General features: G+C 49.0%; 10 protein-coding genes. 2 read left to right on the plus strand and 8 right to left on the minus strand.

Annotated features, from left to right (window positions below; genetic code table 11):
* Positions 1 to 52: 52 nt before the first annotated feature.
* From H8L32_RS16165 to H8L32_RS16195, 7 genes are all read right to left on the minus strand, one after another.
* The gene (locus H8L32_RS16165; protein WP_186948297.1) at positions 53 to 571 is read right to left on the minus strand and encodes a glutaredoxin family protein; all 519 of its coding nucleotides are present in this window, start codon (positions 569 to 571) and stop codon (positions 53 to 55) included.
* A gap of 208 nt (positions 572 to 779) precedes the next feature.
* Positions 780 to 2,048: an SGNH/GDSL hydrolase family protein gene (locus H8L32_RS16170; RefSeq protein WP_186948298.1), complete on the minus strand. Its 1,269-nt coding sequence runs from the start codon at positions 2,046 to 2,048 to the stop codon at positions 780 to 782.
* A 37-nt stretch (positions 2,049 to 2,085) separates the two neighbouring features.
* Positions 2,086 to 3,381, minus strand: a complete 1,296-nt coding sequence (locus H8L32_RS16175; protein ID WP_230412264.1) for a glucarate dehydratase family protein — start codon at positions 3,379 to 3,381, stop codon at positions 2,086 to 2,088.
* Between the two features lie 57 nt (positions 3,382 to 3,438).
* Complete coding sequence (locus tag H8L32_RS16180; protein WP_186948299.1) at positions 3,439 to 6,327, minus strand: glycosyl hydrolase 115 family protein; 2,889 nt, start codon at positions 6,325 to 6,327, stop codon at positions 3,439 to 3,441.
* A gap of 634 nt (positions 6,328 to 6,961) precedes the next feature.
* On the minus strand, positions 6,962 to 7,363 hold the full coding sequence (locus H8L32_RS16185; protein ID WP_186948300.1) for a hypothetical protein: 402 nt from the start codon (positions 7,361 to 7,363) through the stop codon (positions 6,962 to 6,964).
* A gap of 180 nt (positions 7,364 to 7,543) precedes the next feature.
* Positions 7,544 to 8,269, minus strand: coding sequence for a bifunctional 2-polyprenyl-6-hydroxyphenol methylase/3-demethylubiquinol 3-O-methyltransferase UbiG (gene ubiG, locus H8L32_RS16190; RefSeq protein WP_186948301.1), 726 nt, complete (start codon positions 8,267 to 8,269; stop codon positions 7,544 to 7,546).
* Positions 8,270 to 8,303: 34 nt separating this feature from the next.
* Entirely contained in the window at positions 8,304 to 8,681 is a 378-nt protein-coding gene (locus H8L32_RS16195; protein ID WP_186948302.1) for a thiol-disulfide oxidoreductase DCC family protein, read from the minus strand.
* A gap of 131 nt (positions 8,682 to 8,812) precedes the next feature.
* Between H8L32_RS16195 and H8L32_RS16200 the strand changes: the two genes are divergently transcribed.
* Complete coding sequence (locus H8L32_RS16200; protein WP_186948303.1) at positions 8,813 to 9,127, plus strand: metalloregulator ArsR/SmtB family transcription factor; 315 nt, start codon at positions 8,813 to 8,815, stop codon at positions 9,125 to 9,127.
* A gap of 202 nt (positions 9,128 to 9,329) precedes the next feature.
* Here H8L32_RS16200 and H8L32_RS16205 read toward each other — a convergent pair whose 3' ends face one another.
* Positions 9,330 to 10,421 (minus strand): class I SAM-dependent methyltransferase, encoded by a 1,092-nt coding sequence (locus H8L32_RS16205; protein WP_186948304.1) that lies wholly within the window; start codon positions 10,419 to 10,421, stop codon positions 9,330 to 9,332.
* Between the two features lie 351 nt (positions 10,422 to 10,772).
* On the opposite strand from H8L32_RS16205, the gene H8L32_RS16210 reads away from it, so the two are divergent.
* A complete protein-coding gene (locus H8L32_RS16210) occupies positions 10,773 to 11,762 on the plus strand; it encodes an alpha/beta fold hydrolase (protein WP_186948305.1) in 990 nt (329 codons plus the stop codon).
* Positions 11,763 to 11,831: the final 69 nt, after the last annotated feature.

Below are 11,831 nucleotides of genomic sequence, written 5' to 3' on the forward strand. Positions count from 1 at the left end.
TTTTGCTTAAAAACTTGCTGTGGCATGTATAGCATGCAGCATCAGAGACCCATCAATCCTTGCTGGCAAAGAATTCGTCATAGGCTTGCGCCGTGAAACCCTGTATGCGCTTGTTACCGGCCAACATCAGCGGTATGCCGCCACCACCACCGGCTTCGGCAAACGCTGTCTTGCCGTAACTGGTGTCAATATCCACTTCACGATATGAGATGCCTTTGCCCGACAGATAGGATTTGGCCTGCTTGCAGTAACCACACCGACTGGCGGAATACAGCACAGGCTCTTTCCCGGCAGTTGGGCTGGGAGCAGAACGTGCTTTTTTCAGGCGTTCAATATAAGACAGGCTGGATGCAGGGATTTCGCTACTGGGCTGGTCCTTGAACTGCATGACTTTTTCCAGACGGCCTTCTTTGGGTGGCTGGTCGCTGAACACGACGCGCCCGTCTGGCGACACGGATTTATACACGGTGCCAGCCAGCGCGACAGAGGTCAGGCCAGAAACCAAAACAAGCAGAAATAGTCGTTTCAATGGGCGCAAGCCAGGCTCTCCATCAGGTAACAAGCTGCGCATTCATCTTGCGCAGGGGGCGGGGGCGGATGCAGATTGATTTGATCTGCCTGTCTTGCGGGTAAGACAGCAGTATGATCATGACACATTTGCAAAGGTCTTACAAATGCGTATTGATGCATATTGGCGGCAAGCCGCAGCACTACCGAAAATCCTATTCAATAGTATGGCGGCGGCTTGAGTGAAGCAGGAAGCAGGAAGCTGAAAAACCTTACTGGCGAATCACACACTTCTGCAATGCCGGCAAGGGCACTGCATGGGCCATGGCGCGAAGACCTGCTGTTGATGGATGCAGGAAATCGCCCGTGTCATATTCCTTGCGCATGCGTTCCACCTGTGCTGGATCACGAATGGCGGCATCGAAATCAGCCACGGCATCAAACACGCCAGATGTGCGTATCCAGCTATTGATAGCCTGGCGGTCTTCTTCATTGGATGCATTCGGACGATAGTAGTCACTGCCCATATATGGGGTGATGGTCGCACCAATGACGCAGATGCCGTGTGCATGGGCACGTTCCACCAGTTGAATATGGGCGGTCAGCAAGTCTTCGATGATCTTTTTGCGCGCTTCCGGCACGTCGTCGCCATTGCGGTGCTGCCCACCCAGATCATTGACGCCTATCATGACGATGGCATGCGTGACACCACTGCGGGCAATCACGTCGCGTTCAAAACGGGATGCCAGGTTGGGGCCGGTACCGTCGCGCAGCATGCGTCCACCACCTATGCCAGCATTGATCACACCCATGGCTGGTGCGCCTTCCCTGATCAAACGGGCGGACAACTGGTCTGGCCAGCGATCATTGCCATCGGTGGTGGAACCAGCACCATCGGTAATCGAATCGCCTATCGCCACCACGGCACCGACGCTACGCGGTGCCTGCACTTCGACATCGGCAATCTGGTACCAGTGTGCGACCTTGCCGGCATCAGCCCAGGCCGATTCCAGAATGCGGTTGCCCTTGATATAAAAGCTGTTGGCGCGTGAACCCGGGTGGCTGGTCTGGCGTACCGGTTCGCCCTTGAAATACATGGAAATGGCCAGATCCGATGCTGCGGCATGTGGCAAGTTCACCGGGTCGCTATAGTATTCGGCACCTGCCGGTATCATGACATTGTTGCGACCGGCAAACTTCAATTGTTGCAGACTGGATGCCTCCACATCGGTCTTGCCTGCAGCAACCGCGCGGGCCAGACTCGCAGCTTCGATAAACAGCGGCGTCGTGCCATACACATTACTGAAGCGCACGCGCACACGGCTGCCACCCAGCGTGACGCGCACAATCTGGCGCAGGCTGGATTCGCGCCAGCGCTCTGCGGGCAACATATTGTCCGGCTCCGGCACTTGTTGGGCCGTACCCCAGGATGCTACCCAGTGCACATCTGCCGCCGCAGCGCTGGCAACAGCAGAAGTAACAGCGAGGGGCAAGGCGATTGCCAGCAGCGTGGCTGACCATAATTTTTTTGCTTGTCTCATGTATTTTCTCTTTTTTATTGGTACTAACAGTATTTCATTAAAACCGTGGGCTGGCACCTTTGAAATCAGGATCATATTTGCGCATCTGTCCCAGGTCGTCACGGTTGCGTATGCCGCATTCCAGATATTGCTGATGTAGTACCGCCAGTTTGACCTGGTCAATTTCCACACCCAGTCCAGGCGTAGTCGGTACCGGCACCGAACCATCAACAAAGCGCACCCGCCCACCCTTGATGACATCTTCTTCCTGCCAGGGGTAATGGGTATCGCACGCATAGGTCAGGCCAGGAATGACAGCCGCCACATGGGTCATGGCCATCAAGCTGATGCCAAGGTGAGAATTTGAATGCATGGACATGCCCATGCCAAATACCTCGCACATGCGCGCCAGTGACACCGTGGCACGCAGGCCGCCCCAGTAATGGTGATCAGAAAGCAGGATTTCGACTGCATGGGTTGACGCATTGCGCTTGAATTCTTCCATCGTCGTGACCACCATATTGGTGGCAAGTGGCGCATCGCAATGCCTTGCCAGTTCGGCCATGCCTATCTGACCGGGGGTCGGGTCTTCATAATATTCAAGCAGATCATCCAACTCTTTCGCCGCAGCGATACTGGTTTCCAGCGACCAGTTGGCGTTCGGGTCCAGCCGCAATGGCAAGGTCGGGAAAGCCTCACGCAGTGCCTTGATGGCGGCAATTTCCTGCACCGGTTCCATCACGCCACCTTTCAGTTTGATGCTTTTAAAACCGTATTGGGCAATCATGGTCTGTGCCTGCCTGACGATCTGGTCTGGTGTCAGCGCCTCGCCCCAGGCATCAGCCGGATAAGGGTTGTCTACGTGTTTGGCGTATTTGTAAAACAGATAGGCGCTATACGGTACCGCATCGCGAACGGTACCACCCAACAGGTCGCAAACAGACAAACCCAGTATCTGGCCCTGCAAATCCAGCATGGCCACTTCCAGCGCGCTGATGACCTTGTCGGCATTTTTATTGGTATGCGAGCCGGGTGCCAGTTCTATCTGCACCCCTGCCCCGCCACCGGTAGAGACGATGTTTTTGCGTACACGTACTTCCATGGAGTTCAGGTCAAATGGCGTCAGGTCTGCCAGCAAGGTTTTGGCTTGTTCCAGCACCTTCAGCATGGGCTGGTCGCCATAGGTTTCGGCAATACCGACGCGACCATCGGCAATTTCGATTTCTATGATGCTGCGCAGTGCCCATGGTTCATGAATACCGCTGGCATTGAGCAAAGGTGGGTCACGAAACGCGATCGGCGTCACACGCACCTGGCGTATCAACATAGTGGCATTGCGAATGGTCTGATTCATTTTCTTACCCATGTATAAAAATGGTTTTCATTTGATTTTGCGACAGCCTCCTGGCGCTTATTTCCTGGTGCTTTCCTTTGGCCCCAGATAGCTTGCAAACAAGCCGCCGGTATTCATGACTATGCGCTCCAGCGTAAGGCCTGCGTCCAAGCTGTACAGGCGTATGCGATGCAGGCCCGCTTTGGCGATGTGGTGCCGGCTGGTAATTTTACGCATCTCGTCCTTCACCGACTCTTCCCAGGCCTTTAAACTCATGTCTTTGACTATATTGAATACCTGTGGTTTTTCATCATCAACGGCAATCGCAAAACGCAGACCTGGCCCTTCGGCAAAAGGCAGGCTGGGTGCAAAAATTGAGTCTATGCTGACATCACCGGTGGAATACAGGTAAGCCGTGTATTCCAGATAAGGAGCCTGGCTCAGGTCAGTAAAATGCCTGTCGCTGCGGGGGAACACCGCCATCGACGACAAATGCCGCCCGTGTTCCGGGATTTTTTGCCAGGAAAACTGACCCGCGTTTCTGCTATTGCTATAGTGTTCTGCCTCTATCGTCACATTGCCATCTGATTCGACAAAGCCTTTGAAATCCTGCGGCAGCGGCGCCACATTCAGGGCTGATACTTTAATGTTGGCACTGCCCCAGCCTGTACCTTTGATATCAACCATGCCTTCAACCTTGCCCATGGGCAGCTTACTCCAGTCAATTGATACCTTGATAGTCTGGCTACCCACCACCTGGCCGCTGCTATCGCTAAGAACAATCCACGGCGCGCTGGCCTTGGCGGTGTACTTGAATGGCTTGGTTCCCTTGTTAAACACCGTGATAGTGCGCTGCTGTTTTCCAAAAGGGTCAAAACGCGCCAGTTGATAATTGCCCTGGTGCGGCCAGACAGATGCGGCATTCTGTGGCCAGGCAGGTTCGATGTCTTCCACTGCCACGCCCATATCCGCACCATTGTGTGGCTGCAAGTCATACAGCAAAGGCATGGTGTTGGCGGCGGGCTGGTCCCAGTGAATGTAGCCGATATGGGTCTGGTCCATGAAATGCTGCCACTTGCCCCCGCTCAGCTCGGTATCATACTGACGCTGCAAATCGGCATCCGCCTTGAACAGGGCACGGGCCTGCGCGGCATAATCATTTGCATTGGACCGCCCCTGTCTGGCATACAAACGGTTCTTGCCCACCATGTTGTACATCTCGGTAACGATGGCACTGGCTTTTACCGGATGCAGCACCAGTTGAAAAAACGCGTCTTTGTATTCTGCTGGCATTTTTGCGTACAAGGCTTCTGCCCGGCTGCGCAAATCCCTGATCTCTGCCGTGACGCGATCAGCTTCATCGTAATGCAACTGGCTGTAGGTAGTGGCGTCTTGCAGCTCTGGCTTGCGGCGGTAATTATGGCGCGAATAGCCCGTCATCAAGGTAGCGATTTCTTCGGCATGTTCTGCGCCAAATTCACGCTCTGCCCATAGCTTGCCAAATTCTGGCAGGCGTTCTTTCGGCCATTTTTCCGGGTTCCAGGCCATGCGCAAGAAAAACTCTATGGGATATTCCATAGGTTTTAAATCGCCGACATTGACGATCCAGATCTGTCTGGCATCAAACTGATAAGCCAGATCCATCTGCTCCCATACCTTGGCGATGGAATTGGTATTGATCCAGCGATAAGAACGCGGGCCACCGACATAATCAAAGTGGTAGTAGACACCGGCACCACCGGCGCGCTTGCGCTCTTCCGGCTTGGGCAGGCGGCGGATATTGCCCCAGTTATCATCGCACCACAGCAAGGTCACGTCATCTGGCACACGCATACCTTTTTCATAGTAAGCCTGCACCTCTTTATACAAGGCCCAGACCTGTGGCACTTCCGTGGCTGGTTTGGCGTACACCTTGCTGATGATCTGGCGCTGGTCTTTGACGATGTTTTCCAGCAGCGAGATATTTTCGCTTTCCGACATCGGTTCATCACCATCACCGCGCATGCCTATGGTGATCAAACTTTCCTGGTTCTTGTTACGGGCGACGCCGCCTTCCCAGAAGGGGTAGAGTTTGGCCTTATTGCTCTGGTAATCCCATTTGCCGTTTTCTGCCGTCCATTCCTTGTGGGCGCGCATCATCGGTTCGTGATGCGAAGTACCCATGATGATGCCGACTTCATCCGCCAGGAAGCGATTCTGTTCATCATCGACATTAAAGGCATTGTTCCACATGGCTGGCCACAGATAATTGGCCTTCAGGCGCAGCAGCAATTCAAACACCTTGCCATAAAACTGCTGATTGTAATTGCCGTAATTTTTGGCGACCCAATTCGTCAGTGCCGGTGCTTCATCATTCAAAAAGATGCCACGATATTTGATTTTGGGAATTTCCTGTACCAGTGTATTTTTCCGGATAGCAATGCTGCTCTTCTTTTTCAAAGGCACATCAGCCCACCAGTACCAGGGCGACACACCGATCTGTTCAGACAGGTCATACACACCGTACGCACCACCGCGTTTATTGGCACCGATAATCACCAGCGCCTGCGCCACATCCGGCAGAGGGTTTTGCACCGTCACCAGTTGATAGGCATCCCACTGGTTCGCAATACCGCTGACATCAATTTTATGCGCCGCAATCAACTGATCAATCAGCTTGCTTTTACCTATGGTGCCGACGATGACAGCCTGGCCCTTCAAGGCCAATGCATCATTGGTAATAACAGGTTTTTTACCGCCAATGCTTTCTATGTCTTTTTGCAGATTACCTACCGCACGTTGAACACTCGCATAATCACCCGTATCCACATACAGGCTGGCCGTACTGTTGGCACCAACCAGGACCACATCGCCCGCCTGTCGTGTTTGGCTGATATAGCTTTTTTCGCCAAGGGCAAAACAGCTATTGCTCACCAGCATAAAAAAACCGGCAACAGCAAACACCAGCCTTGAAATTTTTCTGTTCATATCGGTTTCAGTCCCTATTCATCTGCATGAAAATCGGCTCGCCAAGCCACCACATCACTGGCAACTGGCTATGTAAATTGAGTTTTGAAAACAGATGAAATGAACACAAACAGCAACCTGAGCATGTCGCAGGGTGCCTTGCCGTTCATTTTGGGCATTTTTGTCTCAATTTTATTTTAATTTTTCGCTACAAATCACGCCGGCTATCATTCGGAACAGACTATACGGCAAGTCTGCCTGCAAACGAAGGCCATGAATTTGTGCAGGATAAAGAATGCCCGCAGTCGCGCTGTTAGGCAATTATGAAACTCACCAATCATGGGCATGATTACGCGCAGCAACTGCCGACGCCATCAAATTGATGGGGCGATGGCAGTTCAGCTAAGGTGTGGTGGAGAAATGGGTGATATGTTTGATAAAAACCGTTTCAAGCGCCCCTCCAAGGGGATGATGCTACAAGCTGCTCAGTGGGCAGCCTGGGATAGGTTTCTGTCACAAATTCATTGCCGTCAATTGACCGAAACCCATCCCCACCCTAACCCTCCCCTTGAAAGGGAGGGAATGCACCAGTCATTTTGTGTCAGACACATTATTCCGGATGTCGACGAAGCGGCGAAGCGGCGCAAAGATCTGGCTACTTTGCCGGAAGAATACCGACCAATATCTGACGCACCGCGCCATGCGCCATCACCACGTCAGGCGAATCATGCAGCAGCGCGTTGTACCTGGCACGAAATTCCATATCGCCTTTTTCATTCGGGCCTATCAGCTCTTCGATGGCAGTACGAAACGCAAAGGCTTCGGCCGCGCTGATGTCTTTTTCATCGCCCAGACGTTCATCCATCTCCGTCATCAGGCTGGATAATTTCTGTATCCAGGCAAAATGCGGGTGATTCACCACCAGATGCAAATGCTCCAGCGGGCTACCCACCGCACCAAAATATTGCGTTTCCACTTCTATCAAGCGCTTATGCAAATCACGCAGCGCCCGGCCCAGGCTGGTCAATTGTGTGCGTAGTGACAGTTCCGAATTCATTGCGGTACCCTTTCATGTAGGAAGCCATGGTCTGTCAAGCAGTCACCATCACTTCATGAAGAATATGCTGCCACTTGTCATCAAATCAACCCTGCTCCTGGTATGGACTCTTTGGGATTTTGCTGTGACTTTGTCACATCTGACCTGAACTATCTTTTATCCATTCAAGCCTGAACAATTTCATGGCTTCAGTGGCTTCTGCATGGCCAGCAAGTACCCTACTCCCATGTAACCATGCAAGCGGAAGTGTTGCGTCAAAGGGTTATAGCCCAGACCGCGCTTGTCCTGCAGTACCAGGCCTGCACTATTTGCCATGGACAGCAATTCTGCCGGTTTGATAAAGCGCGCATATTGATGCGTGCCGCGGGGCAGGATGTTCATGATGTACTCGGCTGCCGCAATAGCCATTGCATAGCTCAGCGGATTACGATTAATGGTGGAAAAGAATACCCAGCCACCCGGCCTGACCATGTCTGTGCAGGCCTGAATGACGGCTACCGGAGATGGCACGTGCTCCAGCATTTCCATGCAGGTGACAACATCGTATTGCCCTGCTTGTTGCTGCGCCCAGGTTTCTGCGCTGCTTTTGGCGTAGCGCACATCCACGCCCTGGGCCTGCGCATGCCATTGTGCGATCTGCAAAGGCTTGTCAGCCAGGTCTATGCCTGTCACGTTCGCTCCTCTATGCGCCATTGATTCCGCCAATATGCCACCGCCGCAACCTACATCCAGCACCTGTTTTCCGGCCAACTGTACAAGACTGTCTATCCACTCCAGCCTGTGCGGATTAATTCTGTGCAAGGGTTTGAATTCTGAATTTTCATCCCACCAGCGATTGGCCAGTTTATTGAAGCGAGCCAATTCGGCTGGGTCGGCATTACTTTCTGTGGTTTGTGTAGCGTTCATGGTGTTCTCAATAGTGAAATGATTTTTTCTGGTATTACCAGTGACCACGCCTGCGATTCCAGCGGTACAGGTACTTGGCAACGCAGTTATACAAAGGCCGGGTCAGGAAACCCATGCGTAAAGTCAACCAGGCCAGCCAGCGCCTGCCTTTTGTCTCCGACCACAATGCAGCCAGGGCCTGCTCACCAACCAGGATGTCGCCGTTGGCATGTCGAACATGCAGGCGCTCACGAACGGCTTCAAGTTCACCGTTTATTTCAGCCACTGCATCAGGCTGGCTATGCACATCCACCCAGTTGATATTGCATGCCTGCATGCGTTGACGCTGATCACGGATACCAGCATCACATACCGGACAGGCACTGTTGTAGTACACCGTCGCAATGCCTGTCGGGCTTTTGTCAGATTCCATGATGTTCGATCTATCGTCAAAGTTCATGGAATAAGAATATACTATATTTAGCTAAATGTCTAATTAACTAAATAACTTCAATAAATTGCAGCGAAATGCTATGATGAATCATTAAGATCATTCAGTTGCGTATGGAAAAAATATTTGAAGCTCTGGCATCGACGCCGCGCCGGAAAATCCTGGCTTACCTATCGGAGACAGAATTGTCTGCTGGTGAAATTGCTGCGCGCTTTGAAATGACCAAACCATCCCTGTCAAAGCACTTGCGCATACTGGAATCAGCAGGACTGATCGCCAGCGACAAGCGCGGGCAATTTGTGTTCTACCGTCTGCAAAGCGACAACCTGGCAAACACCCTGGCCTCTTTCATGCAGGCCGTATGCCCAGTATCCAAAGGTTTGAAAAAAGAAAGCGAAGCTTTGGCGGTAAAAAAACAGGCGAAATAGTATGAGAACTGCTGCACCAGACCAAGTTTAAGTGAGCACTTCATATTGTTCTTCATCGATAAAATGCACTTTTTGGATGTCAAAATAATTTCAGCTTCTGAGAAATCAAATTCAGTAGCTTGGCTTTCCCTCGCATGTATATCCACTCATCATTTAATCTTTTACAATTTAAATAGGGTTTTTATTTCAAAGACTTAATTTGTTAATTTTTCTTAGGCTTAACAACGGCATAGCAAAAGTCGCTGTCTAGAACCTTATTCTCCACAAGAAGCTGTTCTTGTAAAAAAATCAGCCGTAATAATGTCGCATCTAACTCTTTGTCAGTATCGAAATTTGCCATGATATGGTTCATAAGCAAATGCAGTATGGTGCCACCATATCTCTTTAATTCAACAACATCGAAATATTGTTCGACTTTAGGAATAATCTCACTAGAATTGATCGCTTCAGAAGGATCCATGTCGATCATCTCTTTTATCGTTGGCCTTTGAATTTCATCCAAAATAGAACCAGTAAAAGCGCTGAGGCGATATTTTTCAGGAAGAGTTTGTAAGATTCTGTTTGTGATTGATAGTTGTAGCTCAGTCCACTGAAATCGCGTTGGTCCTATGTATTCATTGAACATGAATACACCGCCAGGTTTCAAGGCACGAGATATCTGAGCGAAAATATGATCAAAGTCTTCAAAATGATGCAAAGACATTTTTGCTACGATGAAATCATAGCTATTCGCCTCCAATTTAATTTTATCAATATCCGCTACGTTGTAGTGAATTCGATTTGAGCAACCGTTTTCGACGGCTAGTCGCTTTGCCAAATTGATTGATTCTGGACTCGCATCAAAAGCATCAATAGTCTCCGAAGCATTTAACCCAATTAAAGCGCGCTCTAAATTTCCCCCTCCACAGCCCAAACTCAGCGCACGTTTCACAGGCATATGTGGCAGATGTTCAGTAAAAAAATGTTGGAGATAGTAAATTGATCGATCCCCCGATACACTCGGCCTTATATGCTCGACTTCGATGAACTCCCAGTCAAGCCATCCTTTCAAAACCTTACTTTCAACTAATTTGACATGATTATCCCAGTGTACGGTATTCTCATTTGCGACTACATCAACATGGGCAACAATCGGTGCTTGACATTGCTTAGTGCGATATTGATGGACGGCACTTTGGATTCCTCTGTGGATAAAAGTACCGGAAAAGACCGTTTTGACCAACATAAACCCAAACGGCCATTTGCTTAAATAAAAATGCAACTGCGCGAGAGCATAATTTTTTGATGATTTCATAAAAGCTTGAATTTCTCATTTAGGTTGATGCAAACTTGGCTCGTAAAGATTAGTTGATTGATTTATTAACATTATAAGACTAAAAGAAGGTGGAACTTGAATTTAAAACAACTAATAAATCGAATTAAGCGTTCTTATCAGTTCTACATGCATATATATCCGTCGTTAAGTTTGGTCTTGTTGGACTTCGACTAATTCGGTAGGCATTTAATAATGTCAAAAACTGAGAAGGATGTACATCATGAGAAAAAGTGGCTTTGCAGATGAATTCAAAGCGGAAGCTATCTAGCAGATACAATGCGCTTTTAGGATAGAAGCAACCGTATAAGTAATTAACCAGACGATCAATCCATGATAAATAAAAATATACTAGCAGTTCTGTTTATTGCCTTGATTCCATTTTCTGAATGCTTAGGCCAGGATGTAAGCGAAATTAAATCCCAAAACACGCCAATACAAATCGACAAACTTCTGACTCCAGACATTGGTGGCATAAAACAGTTTGTAGAAATTAAAACGGATGATTCAAGTAAGCCAGTTCTGTTATTTCTGTCTGGAGGACCTGGAAGCTCCATGATGAACAATGCCGCTTCGTTTACAACAATTTTAAAAACTAAATTTACGATTGTTCAATGGGATCAGAGGGATGCCGGGAAGACATTAAAATTAAATCCTTCGCCCATCCAGCCCTCAGTAGAACTAATGGAACAGGACACATATCAAGTCATAGAATTTATAAGAAAAGAATTACACCAGGAAAAAATATATTTACTGGGTAGTTCCTGGGGCAATGTTTTAGGCTTTTATATCGTTAAGAATCATCCAGAATTACTGCATGCATATTTTGCGGCAAATCCAGTCATTAGTCAGTTGGCGAGCGAAAAAGAATTACTTGTCATTTTGAAAGAGCATTTCAAAGATAATGTTATCGCAAGTACTGAATTGGCTAGCGTGAATATTCCTTTAAAAAATGACGAAGACCTGTTTTATTTAAGAAAGTGGCTCGCATACAAAGAGGGAAAAGAGAATGTAACAAGCACTGAATTTAAAAACGGCTTTCTTAAATGGTCAAAATCCTGGTCACCTGTATGGAACGCAGTAATAAGCGTCGATTTACCAAAGACCTTGAAAGAAGTTGACTGTCCAGTGTATTTTTTGGTTGGCAAGAACGATATTCAAACATTGACCAGCATTACGGAAAAGTACTATGAACAATTGAAAGCGCCAAAGAAAAATTTGTTTTTGTTTGAAAAATCTGGACATCAAATCCATAAGGACGAACCAGAAAAATTTCAAAATACAATCATAGGCACATTGCCAGCGATGGCATCTGGCAAGTAAGAGCTGCTTCTTTGTCGGAGCTACCCACTAGCTCCGACAAAAAGATCCTTTATCGCATGTGGCCTGTGC

The sequence above is a fragment of the Undibacterium hunanense genome, assembly GCF_014284335.1.
GTDB classification, from domain to species: Bacteria; Pseudomonadota; Gammaproteobacteria; order Burkholderiales; family Burkholderiaceae_D; genus Undibacterium; species Undibacterium hunanense.

Excerpts from the sequence above, each read along its gene's own strand:
- H8L32_RS16165 (WP_186948297.1), bottom strand. The coding sequence starts at position 571 with ATGCGCAGCTTGTTACCTGATGGAGAGCCTGGCTTGCGCCCATTGAAA.
- H8L32_RS16170 (WP_186948298.1), bottom strand. The coding sequence starts at position 2,048 with ATGAGACAAGCAAAAAAATTATGGTCAGCCACGCTGCTGGCAATCGCC.
- H8L32_RS16175 (WP_230412264.1), bottom strand. The coding sequence starts at position 3,381 with ATGAATCAGACCATTCGCAATGCCACTATGTTGATACGCCAGGTGCGT.
- H8L32_RS16180 (WP_186948299.1), bottom strand. The coding sequence starts at position 6,327 with ATGAACAGAAAAATTTCAAGGCTGGTGTTTGCTGTTGCCGGTTTTTTT.
- H8L32_RS16185 (WP_186948300.1), bottom strand. The coding sequence starts at position 7,363 with ATGAATTCGGAACTGTCACTACGCACACAATTGACCAGCCTGGGCCGG.
- ubiG (WP_186948301.1), bottom strand. The coding sequence starts at position 8,269 with ATGAACGCTACACAAACCACAGAAAGTAATGCCGACCCAGCCGAATTG.
- H8L32_RS16195 (WP_186948302.1), bottom strand. The coding sequence starts at position 8,681 with ATGGAATCTGACAAAAGCCCGACAGGCATTGCGACGGTGTACTACAAC.
- H8L32_RS16200 (WP_186948303.1), top strand. The coding sequence starts at position 8,813 with ATGGAAAAAATATTTGAAGCTCTGGCATCGACGCCGCGCCGGAAAATC.
- H8L32_RS16205 (WP_186948304.1), bottom strand. The coding sequence starts at position 10,421 with ATGAAATCATCAAAAAATTATGCTCTCGCGCAGTTGCATTTTTATTTA.
- H8L32_RS16210 (WP_186948305.1), top strand. The coding sequence starts at position 10,773 with ATGATAAATAAAAATATACTAGCAGTTCTGTTTATTGCCTTGATTCCA.